The 15,754-nt window shown below is 45.9% G+C and carries 15 protein-coding genes, 1 tRNA gene and 1 pseudogene; 7 read left to right on the forward strand and 10 right to left on the reverse strand.

Annotation, left to right across the window (positions count from 1 at the left end; translation table 11 throughout):
• Positions 1-13: 13 nt before the first annotated feature.
• Positions 14-967 carry a transketolase family protein gene (locus tag DB398_RS17350; protein WP_108425729.1) on the forward strand — a complete coding sequence of 318 codons (954 nt, stop codon included), beginning with the start codon at positions 14-16 and terminating at the stop codon, positions 965-967.
• Between the two features lie 48 nt (positions 968-1,015).
• Positions 1,016-1,615 (forward strand): outer membrane beta-barrel protein, encoded by a 600-nt coding sequence (locus tag DB398_RS17355; RefSeq protein WP_108425730.1) that lies wholly within the window; start codon positions 1,016-1,018, stop codon positions 1,613-1,615.
• Positions 1,616-1,679: 64 nt separating this feature from the next.
• On the opposite strand, the gene DB398_RS17360 is transcribed toward DB398_RS17355, so the two are convergent.
• On the reverse strand, positions 1,680-2,618 hold the full coding sequence (locus DB398_RS17360) for an FKBP-type peptidyl-prolyl cis-trans isomerase (protein ID WP_159076485.1): 939 nt from the start codon (positions 2,616-2,618) through the stop codon (positions 1,680-1,682).
• 78 nt (positions 2,619-2,696) lie between these two features.
• Here DB398_RS17360 and DB398_RS17365 point away from each other — a divergent pair, with 78 nt between their 5' ends.
• Both DB398_RS17365 and DB398_RS17370 read left to right on the forward strand, forming a co-directional pair.
• Positions 2,697-3,068, forward strand: coding sequence for an RNA-binding S4 domain-containing protein (locus tag DB398_RS17365; RefSeq protein WP_108425732.1), 372 nt, complete (start codon positions 2,697-2,699; stop codon positions 3,066-3,068).
• Between the two features lie 34 nt (positions 3,069-3,102).
• On the forward strand, positions 3,103-3,600 hold the full coding sequence (locus tag DB398_RS17370) for a phosphoribosyltransferase family protein (RefSeq protein ID WP_108425733.1): 498 nt from the start codon (positions 3,103-3,105) through the stop codon (positions 3,598-3,600).
• Here DB398_RS17370 and DB398_RS17375 read toward each other — a convergent pair.
• Positions 3,592-4,104, reverse strand: a complete 513-nt coding sequence (locus tag DB398_RS17375) for a shikimate kinase (RefSeq protein WP_108425734.1) — start codon at positions 4,102-4,104, stop codon at positions 3,592-3,594. The two genes, DB398_RS17370 and DB398_RS17375, sit on opposite strands and share 9 nt — an antisense overlap.
• Positions 4,105-4,224: 120 nt before the next feature.
• Here DB398_RS17375 and DB398_RS17380 point away from each other — a divergent pair.
• The 3 genes from DB398_RS17380 (at position 4,225) to DB398_RS17390 (ending at position 6,857) form a co-directional block, all read left to right on the forward strand.
• Positions 4,225-4,297, forward strand: a tRNA-Lys gene (locus tag DB398_RS17380).
• A 384-nt stretch (positions 4,298-4,681) separates the two neighbouring features.
• Positions 4,682-6,181, forward strand: coding sequence for a nucleoside hydrolase-like domain-containing protein (locus DB398_RS17385; protein WP_234416368.1), 1,500 nt, complete (start codon positions 4,682-4,684; stop codon positions 6,179-6,181).
• 49 nt (positions 6,182-6,230) lie between these two features.
• Positions 6,231-6,857 carry a carbonic anhydrase gene (locus DB398_RS17390; RefSeq protein ID WP_108425736.1) on the forward strand — a complete coding sequence of 209 codons (627 nt, stop codon included), beginning with the start codon at positions 6,231-6,233 and terminating at the stop codon, positions 6,855-6,857.
• A gap of 90 nt (positions 6,858-6,947) precedes the next feature.
• Here DB398_RS17390 and DB398_RS17395 read toward each other — a convergent pair whose 3' ends face one another.
• From DB398_RS17395 to DB398_RS17430, 8 genes and pseudogenes are all read right to left on the reverse strand, one after another.
• Positions 6,948-8,216: a mechanosensitive ion channel family protein gene (locus DB398_RS17395; protein WP_234416369.1), complete on the reverse strand. Its 1,269-nt coding sequence runs from the start codon at positions 8,214-8,216 to the stop codon at positions 6,948-6,950.
• A 188-nt stretch (positions 8,217-8,404) separates the two neighbouring features.
• A complete protein-coding gene (locus DB398_RS17400; RefSeq protein ID WP_108425737.1) occupies positions 8,405-8,782 on the reverse strand; it encodes a hypothetical protein in 378 nt (125 codons plus the stop codon).
• Positions 8,779-9,198: a GreA/GreB family elongation factor gene (locus tag DB398_RS17405; protein ID WP_108425797.1), complete on the reverse strand. Its 420-nt coding sequence runs from the start codon at positions 9,196-9,198 to the stop codon at positions 8,779-8,781. The genes DB398_RS17400 and DB398_RS17405 overlap by 4 nt, the downstream gene beginning before the upstream one ends.
• Positions 9,199-9,207: 9 nt before the next feature.
• Positions 9,208-10,500 carry a Glu/Leu/Phe/Val family dehydrogenase gene (locus tag DB398_RS17410; protein ID WP_108425738.1) on the reverse strand — a complete coding sequence of 431 codons (1,293 nt, stop codon included), beginning with the start codon at positions 10,498-10,500 and terminating at the stop codon, positions 9,208-9,210.
• A gap of 504 nt (positions 10,501-11,004) precedes the next feature.
• Positions 11,005-11,436 (reverse strand): alkaline phosphatase, encoded by a 432-nt coding sequence (locus DB398_RS18755; RefSeq protein ID WP_417935559.1) that lies wholly within the window; start codon positions 11,434-11,436, stop codon positions 11,005-11,007.
• 186 nt (positions 11,437-11,622) lie between these two features.
• Positions 11,623-12,780: pseudogene (locus DB398_RS17420) on the reverse strand (alkaline phosphatase); the annotation flags it as partial.
• Between the two features lies 1 nt (position 12,781).
• Entirely contained in the window at positions 12,782-13,912 is a 1,131-nt protein-coding gene (locus DB398_RS17425; protein ID WP_234416370.1) for an alkaline phosphatase, read from the reverse strand.
• A 77-nt stretch (positions 13,913-13,989) separates the two neighbouring features.
• Positions 13,990-15,735, reverse strand: a complete 1,746-nt coding sequence (locus tag DB398_RS17430) for a RagB/SusD family nutrient uptake outer membrane protein (RefSeq protein ID WP_108425741.1) — start codon at positions 15,733-15,735, stop codon at positions 13,990-13,992.
• Positions 15,736-15,754 lie beyond the last annotated feature (19 nt).

Below are 15,754 nucleotides of genomic sequence, written 5' to 3' on the forward strand. Positions count from 1 at the left end.
AGAAAAAGATACGATGACCAAATATACAGATCAAGGAAAACAGGATACCCGTAGCGGATATGGTGCGGGAATGACAGAACTGGGCAGGACCAATCCCAATGTAGTGGCCCTTTGTGCCGATTTAGTGGGATCATTGAAGATAGAGACCTTTATTGCGGAAAATCCCGAACGCTTCTTCCAGGTGGGGATTGCCGAAGCCAACATGATGGGCATTGCGGCCGGCCTTACCATCGGGGGAAAAATCCCATTTGCCTCCTCCTTTGCCAATTTTGCCACAGGAAGGGTCTATGATCAAATCCGCCAATCCATTGCCTATTCGGACAAGAACGTGAAAATATGTGCTTCGCATGCCGGACTCACTTTGGGTGAGGATGGGGCCACGCATCAAATCTTGGAAGATATTGGCCTTATGAAAATGTTGCCGGGCATGACCGTCATCAACCCATGCGACTTCAACCAGACCAAAGCTGCCACCATAGCCATTGCCGAGCACCATGGACCGGTCTATCTTCGATTTGGAAGACCAAAAGTGGCCAATTTCACCCCTGTGGACCAAAAGTTCGAGATCGGGAAAGCCGTGATGCTGAACGAGGGAACCGATGTGACCATCATTGCCACCGGGCATTTGGTGTGGGAGGCCCTATTGGCTGCCGAAAGTTTAGAAAACCAAGGCATTTCTGCTGAAGTGATCAATATACATACCATCAAACCGTTGGACGAAAAGGCCATTTTGGACTCTGTGAAGAAGACCGGATGTGTCGTGACCGCCGAGGAACACAACTATCTTGGAGGACTTGGGGAAAGCGTTGCACGGACATTGACCATGCATCATCCAGTACCCCAGGAATTTGTGGCCACTTATGACACTTTTGGTGAAAGTGGGACACCGGAACAACTGATGGAGAAGTATGGACTCAACAATAAAGCCATCGAAAAAGCCGTTTTAAGGGTGTTGAAACGTATATAGTTTCAGATGCCTCCTTTGGAGGTGCTTCAATCTTTTAAAATGACACTTATGAAAAAAACACTTTTGATTGCAGTGTTCGCCCTTTTTGGGACTGCTGCAATGGCACAGAGCGGCTCAGGTTTTGGTATCAAGGCCGGACTATCGTACAACAAGAACGGGGATTTGATCAGTTCCGTAGGTGAAGGCGGACAGGACATTGTGGAAGGTGCCGAAGGCAAAGCGGGTTACCACTTTGGCTTTTGGGGTAAACTGGATTTTCCCAAAATCTATTTGAGGCCCGAATTGGTCTATTCCAAGACCAAGAGTTCTTATGATGTAGAGGGAAGTTCCCAGGACTATGACATCTCCAAGTTGGATTTGCCCGTTCTCTTGGGCTATAAGCTGATAGGCCCCTTGCATGTTTTTGCAGGTCCTGCTTTCCAATATACTTTGAAGAACGATCTTGAAGGTTTGCAAGTAGAGGATGTGAAAAATGACTTTACCGTGGGGCTGAACGCCGGAGTTGGTGTAAACCTTGGCAAACTTGGATTGGATGTACGTTACGAGCGTGGATTCTCTGAGAACGAGGCCGAAATCATCGATATTCCAGATGGTAGGGTAGATTCCAGACCTTCGCAGGTCATCTTTGCCCTCTCCTTGAAACTATAACTTGTTTCTTGTAAAGCATAAAAAAATCCCGCTCAAATGAGCGGGATTTTTTTATGTCCTATTATTATTTGGTATCCGGATCTAAGTAATCTGGCACGCCGTCGTTATCGGCATCAGGGTAGGGAAGTATGATGACCCCATTCTCATCCGTGATTTCCCTGCGGGTAAGAACACCATCACCATCGTCATCAATGTCCCTAAAATTGGGAAGCCCATCCTCATCGCTATCATCATCAAACAAGTAACCATTACCGTTCAAATCTTCCTCTATGGTTGGGACACCATCATTGTCACTATCGGTATCTTCTACATATAGACCCAGCTCAACCATGAACATTAGTATTGAATAAGAAGGAAGGGAAGAGCGTGCAACATTGAAGTACCCTAAACCTGATGGCATGATTATTATACCTATTCCACTGTTTGCAATAGAATAGGTACCATCACCATTTTCCATAATTTGATCTGTTGTTCCTGCATATAATTGTGCCAATCCATCCGCAAAACCCTTTGCTCCTATATTACTTATTTCAAACCAGTTGAAGTCCTGATTTTCATCAAAGAGATTTCCATTCAATAAAGAACCCCTATACCTTACCAATGTTGAATCTGCATAAGTTGGACTTCCACCACCTCCTTTTCTAGCCTCAATATAATACAATTTATGCGGTATATCCTCTTCTCCAGCACTAAGCCCAAAATGACTGGACGATACGTTGATAGTGACCGATTGGGCAAAATCCATCATGGGTGTTTTATCTGCATTCTCCCCTTCAATGGTATCTATCACAATCTTGTAATCAAAACCTTCAGGTTCGTTCTCAAAGTCTTCGTAATTGTAAAAGTGGGTGTTCAAGAATTCCACGATCTCGGCGTCGTCCTCAGGTGCCACATCACTCAACAGACTGGGTGGCACTACGGTTCCGCCAGAGCCATTGTCGTCATTTTTACAAGAAAAAAGTGTTATTGCCAAAACCAAAGAAACAATAGTTCCGTACCTCATCAAGTTTGTCATTTAGCTGCGCAAGATACAATTTTCAATTATTTTTGTTCCGTCCATTAACAAACATTTGCAAAGACCATGCGCATTGACAAGTACCTTTGGTGCACCAGATACTACAAAACCCGAAACCTTGCCTCCACCGCGGTGAAAAAAGGACAGATCAAGGTGAACGGCACTGTGGTGAAGCCTTCCCGTGAGGTGTATCCCATGGACCAAATTGTTCTGAGAAAGGACCAAATCGATTACCAACTCACCGTTCTGGACATTCCGGAGAGCCGTGTAGGGGCAAAATTGGTGGACATCTACCGCAAGGACACCACCCCAAAAGAGGCTTTTGAGCACAATGAACTACTGCAGTTTGCCAAGACCCATTACAGAAAAAAGGGGCTGGGCCGGCCCACCAAAAAGGACCGAAGGGACATGGACGATTATTTGGACGAATCTGAATGATCTGTTTCATATCTTTGGTACAACAATACATACCATGAAAAACCGTATTCTTACCCACGAACAGATCCAACATATTGTCAAGCGTATTGCCTATCAGATCTACGAGACCAATGTGGACGAAAAAATGATCGTGGTAGCCGGGATCAATGGCGGTGGGGTCAATTTTGCCAAGAAAATTGTGGCCATGCTGAAAAAAATCACCGATGCGGAGATTGTATTGTGCAAAATGGACATGGACAAGAAAGACCCCTTGAAAAGTGGAGTGTCCACTTCCATTCCTGAAGAGACCTACACGGACAAGTCGATTGTTTTGGTGGACGATGTGTTGAATTCAGGCACCACCTTGATCTATGGCACGCACCATTTTCTGAAAACTCCGATAAAACAGTTGAAAACTGCGGTCCTGGTCAACAGGAACCACAAAAAATACCCCATCAAGGCCGATTTTAAGGGCATATCCCTCTCCACATCGCTCAATGAGCACATCAAAGTGGTGTTCGAGACCAAAAACGATGCGGTATACCTAGAGTAACCCTCCTATTTCATTTACCACGATCTCCACATCCTTTCCGCTGCAATCCAACACATGGGTCGCTAGGGAATAGTAAGGTATGCGTTCAAAAAGATGCTTTCCTATGAATTCGGGCAGATCAGCATCGGCGATGTTCCGTACCAAGGGCCTTTGTTCTTTTTCCTTGGAGATTCTGTCCACCAGTTCGGGTATGGGCAATTGGAGGTAGATGGAATGGTCGGCTTTTTCCAAGATGGTCTGCATGTTGTTCCCATAGCAAGGGGTTCCCCCACCGGTCGAAAGCACCATGGATGGGTTTTCATCCAAGACCTTGGAAAGCATTTCATGCTCCAATTTTCTAAAATAGATCTCCCCCTTCTCCAAAAAAATGGTTTTGATGGATTTTTTTTCGTGTGCTTCGATATAGTCATCCAAATCGATGAAACCAGCCCCTAATTGTCTGGCCAACAACTTCCCAACGGTTGACTTTCCACTTGCCATATATCCCATCAAAACTATTTTCATTTGCTGTAATCGTTTGTTGTTTCAAAAAAACACAAATTTATCATTAATTCACCTTTGTAAAATAGATTATTGATGTTATATTTGCACCCGCTTAGCGAAACAGCTAGGCGTTTTTAAAATGACCTGGTAGCTCAGTTGGTAGAGCATTTCACTTTTAATGAAAGGGTCCCGGGTTCGAGCCCCGGCCAGGTCACAAAAAAAACAGAAAACCTTGATAATCGAAGATTGATCAAGGTTTTTTCTTTTTAGCCCATTTGGGTTGCCCAACTCTCTTTTTAGTAACACAAACAACGTCCAACCCCATGTCTTGGTCCAATAAAATCCCTATATTTATTATAGTCCAAAATATAGGAACCATCTTTAAATTTCAATATTGAATATAAAACCAGAAAAACTTTTGCCAGCTTTCAAACATACTAATCTCTATTATTGCCATAGTTCTTGCTTTAAACTTTGAATAAATTAATTTGCTTGCGCTCATATAAACTCTTTCGAAAGACATGGACAAAGAACATTGTTGGCGAAAATACGATTGAATATGAAGCAGGAACCATTCGTCATTATTTTAAAATCAAGAATGCAACGATTCATGCTTACGGGTCTGGCCCTTATTTTAGGAATCTCCTTATTCGGGCAACAAATGCAAAAGGATACCAAACGGACCATTGTTACTACCGATGGAGAAATCGATGATGTGGACACCTTTATCCGGTTCTTGTTGTACACCAATGAATTTGATACGGAAGGATTGATCTATTCCAGCTCCATGTGGCATTGGAAAGGAGATGGAAAGGGCACTACCATCATATCCGAAATGGAAATGACCAAGAACATCTATGGGGAACGTAGTGAATTAAGATGGCCTGGGACCTCTTGGATCCAAGAGCTCCTGTCCGAATACGAAAAAGTACATCCCAACCTTTTGCTCCATGACAAAAACTATCCCTCGGCAGCAGCTTTATTGGAATTGGTGAAAGTAGGAAACATTGACTTTGAGGGGGAAATGGACAAACGAACAGAAGGCTCTGAATGGATTGCCCAAAAACTGTTGGATAACGACCCAAGGGAGATTTTCCTCCAAGCTTGGGGTGGCACCAACACCATTGCCCGCGCCCTAAAATCCATCGAGGAAGACTACTCCAAACGAAAAGATTGGAAGCTCATCAAGGACAAAGTATCCAAGAAGGCCATCATCTATACCATTATGGATCAAGATGCCACTTTTAGGAAATACATTGGCCCCAACTGGCCTGAAATTCGTGTTTTTTACAATGCCAATCAGTTTTGGTGTTTTGCCTACCCCTGGAAAATGATCGTTCCCAAAAGTCAGCAACCTTATATGGAGGGTAGTTTTATGGGGCCGAACATCATCAACGGTCACGGTCCTTTGCTCCAAAAGTACTATTCCTATGGAGATGGGCAAAAACAGGAAGGGGATCCCAACCATTTTGAAGGTGATGGTTCAAAAATTGTAAACACCGAACGTGGCAGCTTTTCCAAATATGATTTTATCTCCGAAGGGGATTCCCCTGCATTTCTACATTTGGTAAATGTAGGTTTGGCCAATTATGAAGATCCTTCCCGAGGTGGCTGGAGCGGGAGGTTTAGACAATCCAATGAAAATCCATTTCGGTTTGAGGATGGTGATTCGGTTACCGATTTAAATCCAGAGACAGGGGAAATGGACAAAAGCTATCCACAGACCCGCTGGATAAAACCCATGCAACTCGATTTCGCCGCACGGGCCGATTGGTGTGTCACATCTTTTGATGTGGCCAATCATCCACCCAAAGTCAACGTGGCCCAAGGCAATGCCATCAGCGCAGAAGTAGGCGAAACCATAAGCTTGAACTTAACCAGTGAGGATGTGGACGGCGACGCTGTATATTTTAACGTATGGTCCTATGCCGAAGCCGGAGACGGACCTGCTTCCATTGAATTAAAAAAAGATATTGCCTTGGTCCAAATTCCAAAGTCGGCCCAATCCGGAAATGAATACCATATCATTGTGGAAGCTACCGATACCGGGTTTCCGGCCCTTACCCGATATCAAAGAGTCATCATCACAGTACCATGACCCAACAATGTCCATAGCTTATGGCACAATACCTAATTCCAAATAAAGAATGAATATCAAACGAATTTTCAAGAACAATCAAAAATGGGTTCAAAACAAACTGAACATAGATCCCAACTATTTCAAGAACCTATCGGAAGGACAAAACCCCGATATACTTTACATTGGTTGTTCCGATAGCCGGGTAACTGCCGAAGAAATCATGGGAGTTTCACCAGGTGAGGCTTTTGTGCACCGAAACATTGCCAATATGGTGCCCAATACGGATCTCAGTGCAATGTCCGTCATCGATTATGCGGTTCTTCATTTGAAAGTGAACCATGTGGTGGTCTGTGGCCATTATTATTGTGGTGGCATAAAAGCCGCAATGCAGTCAAAAGATCTGGGGATCCTAAATCCCTGGCTCAGAAACGTTAGAGACGTATACCGTACCCATAGAGTGGAACTGAACTCCATCGAAGATGAAGAGCTAAAGTACAAACGGCTTGTTGAGCTCAATGTCCAGGAGCAATGTATAAATGTCATCAAAACGGCAGAAGTACAACGAGCCAACAGGGAAAGGGGGATCACGGTCCACGGTTGGGTTTTTGACATACACTCAGGCAAACTCATCGATCTGGAAATCGATTTTGACAAGATCCTGAAAAATGTGATGGAAATCTACCATCTTGATTAGTGAAAGATACAGGCGATACAACAATGATGCATGAGAAAATAATTAGAATTAGGTTCAGATAAACAATAGCCAAATCGGCATAGAACCCTGCTATTTTTTCCCGCCCACATACATGGGCAGTTCAAATATTTCCAGAGAGAAATAGGGCAAGGCCGCCAAAAGGTGATCAAAGATGTCCGCCATCACATATTCATAGTTTTCCCAACGCTTATCGGCACTGAAGACATAAATTTCCAAAGGAATACCCTGAGCTGTGGGTTCCAACTGTCGAACCATCAAAGTCATTTTCTTGTTAATCGCCGAATGCTTCTCCAGATAGTTGGTCACATATTTTCGGAACACCCCAAAGTTGGTCAGGTTCCTGCCATTGATCAACAGTTCCTTGTCCGCCCCATTGTCCCGATTATGTGCATTTATCTGTTCGCTCCTTTGGGCTATGTAATCGGCTACCAATTGGATCTTTTTCAAGGCTTCCACATCTTCCTGGGTCAAAAACCGGATGCTTTTCTGACTGATGATCAAGGCCCGTTTGATACGCCTTCCGCCTGAAACCTGCATGCCCCTCCAGTTCTTGAAGGAATCGGATATCAGGGCATAGGTGGGAATGGTGGTTATGGTCTTGTCAAAATTCTGGACCTTGACAGTGGCCAATGTGATCTCGATCACATCCCCATCGGCCCCATATTTATCAAACGTGATCCAATCCCCAATGCGGACCATATCGTTTATGGTGACCTGAATGCTCGCCACAAAGCCCAAAATGGAATCCTTGAATATGAGCAGGACCACGGCCGAAGCGGCACCCAATGTGGCAAAGAATTTCCAGATGGAGGTCTCCGTGACAATGACAAAAATGGTGAGCATCCCCACGATCCAGGCAAATATCATGAACACTTGTGTGTAGCTGGCGATGGGCTTATCCTTGAACCGGGGCAATATCTTCAAATAGTCCTTTGTGCTCTTGAAAAACCTTCTGAACACGGCAAGCGTCTGCAACACGAAGAGTATCTTGACAATCTTCAATGCAATGTTCCCGGCATATTCAAAATCCACAAAAACAACAGGTAGAAACTCAAAAAGGAACAACAACGGAAATATATGCGCCACGGAACGGGGCACCTTGTGGGCCACCAAAAAGTTGTCGTAATTGTTCTTGGTCCTACGTGCCAAACGAATGGATACGGCGCGCAACACTTTCCACACCACCAAATCCAACAGAAATGCCAAGACCAAGACAATCACCAACAAGAAAAGCAGGTTCAGGTCGGAGGCCAGACCTTCCCCCATCCCCGTCTTCAAGAGGTAATCATACAGCAATCGTCCCAAATTTTTGTCCACGGAGTCCATACTAAATTCCATATTGACAAAATTACATTTAAACCCCACCATTTTGAGAATGAAGCCCTATTTTATTTGATGTTGAAAAAAAGCCAAGCTTGTTCAACACAAGCTTGGCCCACCCATTCCATTTTAAAAAAAGTCCCTCTGCACCGATCCTCTGCACAATTTAAATTCATAATCCAATAAAAAGGAACGGGCTATTCGATTCAGTCCAACAACCGGGAGAACACCTTGGACTTTAGTTTCCTGTAGCTCTTTAAATGCTCCATATACAGCTCCCGATGCTTCTCATGATTGTCCAGATGATAGGTGTCGCAGGCCACATCGTCGCACTCCCAAGCGTTCCGCATGGCATTTTCGTACCGATGGAGCATTCCAGACTTCAAGGTATTCTCCCTTTGTAGGGCCAATAGTTCCACATGCAGGGCGGAATCGTTCAGAAAACGGTCTTCCAAGGCCAGCAGTAGCCCAAGTTCCTCATGGATGTACTCAAGGCTCTTTGTCCAATGGCCCAACTCCACTTTGTCCTTTTTCAGCATGATACGGTCATCGGCATCGTGTCCGTTAAACAGTCTTGAGGTCATACAATTACATCTACGTTGATCGGGTTTTCCTCCTGTTCCACCTTCAAAATGGTCAGTTGTTGCTCGCCGGCCGGAAAATCCCAGATTACGGTATCTCCCTCCGCATATCCCATTACGGCCGCTCCCATGGGTGCCAGCACGGATATTTTATCGGTGGCCACATCACTGTTCTTCGGCAACACCAATTTGAATTTCTTGTGCCATCCGTTATTGGCACCGATGGTTATCCAAGTATTGAAACGGATCACGTCCCTTGGCATGTCCTCTTGGTCCTTTACTTGGGCGTGTTCCAATTCCCCTGCCAATTTGAAAATGGATTTTTGCTGGGTTTGGTCACTATAGTAGGCCGATAGGTTCACCAATCGCTTGAGTAGGACATATTCCCCTTTTTCAATAATGAGGTTTCCGTGTTTCATGACAGTCATTTATGGGAATATACCCCGTTGTACATAGGCATCTTCAAGGCGTTCTATGGCAATGATGAAAGCTGCCGCACGCTTGTCCACCCCTCTTTTTTGAGAAGTTTCCATGACCTTGTTGAACGATTCCCTCAGTTTCTTTTCCAGCTTGGTCATCACTTCTTCCAATTGCCAAATTTCCCCGCTGCGGTTTTGTAGCCATTCAAAGTAACTACCTATCACCCCGCCGGAATTACACAGAATATCGGGTAGGATCTCCACGCCCCGTTGCAGCAATACCTCCTCAGCTTCCACATCGGTGGGACCATTGGCACCTTCAGCAATGAGTACTGCCTTGATCTTGGAGGCATTTTCTATGGTGATCTGGTTCCCCAAAGCGGCAGGGACACAGATGTCACAATCCAATGCAAAAAACTCCTTATTGTCTATGGATTGGGCCCCGGCAAAACCAAGGATACTGCCCTTGTTGGCCTTTGCATATTCCAGCAGTTTTTCCACAGGTATCCCTTGATTATTGTGGAGGGTGCCATAAGCATCTTGCACCGCAACCATAATGGCCCCTTCATTTTCCAAGAAATGGGCTGTCCAATAGCCCACATTTCCAAACCCCTGCACAATAAACTTTTTGCCCTTTAGGTCAACCCCTTTATGTTCCGCCCAAAACTTGATGGTAAGGAAGACACCATAGCCCGTGGCCCTGTCGCGTCCTTCCGAACCTCCGGCCCCAATCGGTTTTCCAGTCACCACATGGGTATTGGTCGATCGTTCAGCCGGGGATTTGGTGGACATATAGGTATCCAAGATCCAGGCCATGGTCTGTGAGTTGGTGTTCACATCGGGTGCCGGAATATCCAGTTCGGGACCAATATTATCGCCCAAGGCATAGGTAAACCTTCGGGTGATCCTTTCCAGTTCGGCTTGGGAATATTTGGACGGGTCCAATTGTATCCCACCTTTTGCCCCACCGTAGGGAAGCCCGGCCAATGAGGTCTTCCAGGTCATCCACATGGCCAATGCCCTAGCTGCATCGATATCGACCGTCGGGTGATAGCGCAGTCCTCCTTTGTAGGGACCCAAGGCATTGTTGTGCTGTACCCGGTATCCGGTAAAGATTTCCACTTCGCCATTGTCCATCCGCACGGGAAAGTGGACCAATATCTCATTGTTCGTCACTTCCAATATTTTTCGGATGTTGGAATTGAGGCCTATAATGGCCGCTGCATTGCTGAACTGTCTCATAACGTTGTCCAACATGCCCTGCTTCAACTGTACTTTTTGTTTCGGTGCTTCTGTTACCATAATTGTAGTTTAAAACCAATTGTTGAATTCTTTCTTTGCCCGGGGCACCTTGTTTTGCGACCTTTCAAACAAAGACATTTTCGTATGTCCGTCCATATAGTGTATGTATTCACTGCACGAACTGATGTTACTTTTGTCCTTCGTCAATTCACAAAAGGACAAAAACGTACAGGTGGAACAGATGCTCCACTTGTATTTTTTCCTGACCTGTTCCATTTTCTTTACTGCTATCGATTTTCACCGACCCAACCTGATGGGTGATCTATCGATATTTTACCAATCCTCTTTGGGCAAAAGCTGTGCCCAAGGGCATGCCAAAATTCAAGAATGCATGCAACCAATTGATAATCAGAATAAAAACAGTCATTCTTAAAAAAGAAGAAGGATTGAATGTGGGGTGTTTTTACCCAGTTGGGGCATTATTCCCAGACTCGCTGCCCGTTATAAAAAAATGCCCGCACTGCACTGGGCAGATCGGGCATCAAAAAGATAAAATTGAATGTGTTACCGAATTCCCAATGCCTTGAGAATTTTGTGGAAGACCTCTGTATTTTCATAGACCCCGTTGAAGCTTTCAGCTTGGGGGCCATAGGCAAAAAGGGGCACCATGATCCCAGTGTGGTCCACCGTCAAAAAATCGCCTTGTACCACACCTTCTTGCATACTTCCGCCCACAATGCCAAAACCAGAGGTTTCATGATCCGCCGTAATGACCACTAGGGTATTTTTATGTGCATCCGCAAAGCGAAGGGCCTCCGCAATGGCTTGGTCAAAATCCAACATTTCCTGTACAATGTCACGGGTACTGTTGGAATGGCCTCCATTGTCTATCTGGGCACCTTCCACCATCAAGAAAAAGGGCGCTTTGTCCTTCCCTAGCACTTCCAAGGCCTTTTTTACGCTTTTTGGCAGGGCATCTCCCCTTCCATTTTCCATCGATGGCGCCTTGTTCTCCCCTACATATATGGCTTTCGGGGTTTTAAATTCTTGAAAAGTTTCAAACTGTTGTGCGGTAAAGGTTTCCTTGATTTGATTTTCTTCATTTTTGCCCCCTGCCATGAAAAAATCCAATGGGCTTTGTTTGAGATCGGCAACAAGGCCCGGTGTGTCATCCCTTTCAATGCGGTGCGCATAAAAAGAGGAAGGGGTCGCACCATATATGGCATCCGTGGAAACAATTGCGGTATTAAAACCTTTCCCGGTCACCACATCCACGAGATTGGTCAGTGGCTTCGCATCGGGCCCAACCCCAATGGCCCTGTTGTTGGTTTTTTGACCCGTGGCCATGGCCGTAGCCCCTGCAGCGGAATCCGTGATCAGGTCATCCTGGGAAGCGGTCCTCACGAGTCCGATGTTTTTTATTTCTGTCATGGTGAGGTTTCCCCTGTTGGCGATCATGGCCGAAGTGATCTGTGCCAATCCGTTGCCGTCCCCTATCATCAGGATGATATTTTGGGGTTTGGAATCTGCATCATATTCAAATACTGGTTGGTATACCTCCTGTGTCCGTTGCAACTTGAAGGTATTTTTTTCGAGTTGGTCCAAATAAGGTTTGGCCAAGGCCGGCTTGTCCGTATTAATGAAATCCACCCCTAGGTCCGCCAAGCGGGCCCATGCGGTCTTGGTGTCGGGCGTGGCCCAAAAGCGAAAAGGTTTTCCGGCTGCTTTTGCCTTTTGTATGGCTGCCTGTACCGCTTCCTGCTCCGAGGCCACCATTCTTCCGTATCCGTTCCAAACCGAAAATTGCTTGAAACTTACACTGACCAAAGCCACTTTATCCAAATCGATTTTGTCCAACTCGTCCAAGTTTTGATGATCGAACCAGATAAAATCCGGGTAATTTTTATACGCATCGGGCTGTGGTCGATTCCCCGAGATCACAAATTTCACTTTGTCCGCTTTCAATAAAAGTGGATAGCTTTCCAGGACCTCAATGAGTTTGTCCAAGGTAGCGTATGCCTCCGATTTCAAATCGATGAGCAATTGCACTTCCTTCAATTCCTTGGATTTTTCCAAGCTGTTGAGCTTGTCCAAGTACAATTTTTCAAAAGTTTTTCCCAGCTCTATTTCCTTCTCGGCATGGGTCACGTAAAGGGTGTCATTTTTGAGGAACAGATCGGCCTCAATGGATTCGGCCCCATTGCTATAGGCATACCAAAAGGGCAGTTCCTGCACGTAATCGTTATGGGAATGGACTTTGTAGTTGGCTTGGGCGTTGACGACCACTTGTGCACACAAAAGCCCTATGATGAGCATTGCGGCCTGTACTGTTCCTTTCATGTTATTGCTTTTTTTGATCTATCGCTTGACGGATCTTATGGTAAATTTCGTTGTTTTCATAAATGCCCTGAAAAATTTCGGCCCCATGGCCCGCAGCAAAGACAGGGATCAGTTCGCCACTATGCTGATCGGTATTGAAATTGACCGAGACCTTATCGGGGACTTCCTGTTTGTTTCCCGTACTTTCATCCACTTCATAGAACTTTCCAATGCTGGCACCTCCCGTCTCATGATCGGCGGTGACCACCAACAGGGTATTGGGATGAGCCTTTACATAATCCAACACGGTACCCAAGGTCTTGTCAAAGTCCAGCACTTCGGAAACCATCATCTCGGCATCTTCGGCATGTCCTCCCCAATCAATATAGGAACCTTCCACCATCAGAAAAAATGGTTTTCCATTTTGTCCAAAATAATCGAGGGCCAGAGCGGTGGCATCACCCAAAAACTCTCCCCTTCCTTCTGTTTTTGAGGGGACACCTTCTTCGGCAAGAAGATATGCATTTCTTTTCCCTGCATCGGGCTTGGAAAGCTCCAAGGTATCCAAGTGATAATTTTCGTCTTCCAAGACTTTAAAAAGATCTTTGCCGTCCGTCCTTTTATTGAAGAACTTTTTTCCGCCACCTGCCAAAAAATCGACCTTGGCCGTGGCCAATTGCAAAGCGATTTCCTCATGCATGTCCCTATCTTTTACATGGGCATAAAAACTGGCCGGCGTGGCATGGGTAATGGTCGTCAGACTGACAAGACCGGTTTGATAGCCCTCTTTTTGAAGCCGTTCCAAAAGGGTTTCTTGAGGTATGGTATCCACCGAAACACCTATGGCCCTTTTATAGGTTTTTTGGCCAATGGCAAAGGCGGTCGCGCCTGCTGCCGAATCGGTGATCCTATGGCTTTTGTCGGACGTCTTGTGCAATCCGATATGCTTGAAGCGTGAAAAATTGGGTGTTCCGTTACCAAAATAGTAGGCAGTGGATACTTGGGGAACGCCCATACCATCCCCTATCATCAAAATGATGTTCAAGGGTTCCTCTGTGGTGGTTTCTGTATCCTTTTCCTCTTTCGTACCTGTAGTACAACCCACAGTCCCCATTAACAGGGCCATGGCCATAAATTTCCAATGTGTGTTCATATTGGTTTGTTGATTAAAAAAATATGCGGCAAGCGGAAAACTCCTCCTGCCGCATATGCTATATTAGTATTGAAGCATCAATATCCTTCGTTCTGTTCCAAATAACCTGGTGCATTGGATGCCCCGTCAATGGCATTCTGTGGAATGGGGAACAGCCTATGGTGCACATCTGCATCGGTTTTTTCTGTCCAAGTGTCTTCGTAATGGCCAAAACGGATTTGGTCGCTACGCCTAAAACCTTCCCAGTAAAGTTCGAACCCACGCTCCCGGAAAAGGATGTCCAGATCCATGGACCCCAAAGCTGCCGGGGTCTGATCGGGACGGGCTGTCCTTGATGCCCTCACAAAGTTCACATCGGCCAAGGCCCCTGCATTGTCCCCGGTTCTCAACTTGGCCTCTGCACGCATCAAATAGATCTCTGCCAAACGCATCAACACAAGATCCACGCTGCTGTAGTTGTTCCCATTGGGAGAGGTACGGCTAAACTGGTACTTGGAAACCCTGTACCCATTTCGGTGCAATCTTCCTTGGTTGGTAAAATCCACCTGCAGGGTATGGTCCACATAATCCACATCCTTGTCCGGGCCATTTCCTTTGGTCTGGATCACAGGATAGATACGAAAACCTCCATCGCAGGTCATAAAATTTCCATTTTCGTCTTTTCTAGGTCCCCAAATGACACCTCTGATGATTCCCCTATTGATCTCAAAATCTTCAGCGGACATGCAATAGTAATGGTCTTCGTCATTTTCGGGGGTCACTCCTGTCAAGTCTTGCAGTTCCGCTGGGATGAGCTGGTTCTCCATAAAAAATCGGGCATCGGCCTCTGCTGGATCTTCACTGCCATTGGCATCGACCCAAGTTTGGTAAAAATCAGAAGTGATGGCCGGCCCATCGGTACCGTCCGCACTTGGGTGCTCTGGCCTTGGAAACCAAGAACCTGCCAGGGACCAATAGGCCCATCGGCTATGCTCGTTGTTCATGACACCGCGTTGGTCGGCGGCAAAGATCAGTTCGGGATTGGAATTGTTGTCATCGTTGAAGAGGTCAAAATATTCCGGGGATAGGGAGAATGCCCCTGAATTGATGATGTTGTCCGTATACTCGATCACATTGTCCATTTCCTCTGCTGAAAAATTCGGGGTTCCATAAGGGTCGCGATATACCGCTGCATTGAGGTTCAATCGTGCCAAAAAGCCCCAAACCGCTGCTTGCGTGATCCTACCCGGCCCTTTGCTGGAATTGATCACATCCACCACGGAAAGGAATTCACTTTCGATATAGTCAACGGCCTCTTGACCTCTCAAGATTTCTGAAATTTCATTGGAAACCTCTTTTTTAAAGACCAGTCCCCAGCTGTCCAACATCAACATGTTCATGTAGGCCCTCAATGCTATCATTTCGTAGAGTGCCCCTTCGGCCTGGGTGTCGCCAGCTTCTGCCAAAGGTCTCAATACTTCAATGGCCGACAACGCCCTCGAGATGTTCCTGGTGACCTCGTTCCATGAACTTCCCACCAAATCGTTTCCTGGGGCAATGGTATGCGAATGGGTCTCCAGAAACCGCCCACCATCATACCAGTCGGTTCCCCCACGGTAAGGCAAAATGGCCTCATCGGCAGCGATCAGTTGCAGCCCATAATAATTGGTGTGCCTCCATACCCATGCCACTTGGCCATAGGCCGGGGCTATGGCACCACTCACGGCTTCTGCCTGCCCACTTCCCTCCAGGGATTCGTCTATCACATCTTCTTCCAAATCGGTGCAGCTGAAATTTGCCAACAGTCCAATACCGAAAAGTGCTATTATGATTTTATTTTTCATCTTATGAATCTTTTTTAGA

It is taken from the genome of Flagellimonas amoyensis, from assembly GCF_003058265.1.
GTDB lineage: Bacteria > Bacteroidota > Bacteroidia > Flavobacteriales > Flavobacteriaceae > Flagellimonas > Flagellimonas amoyensis.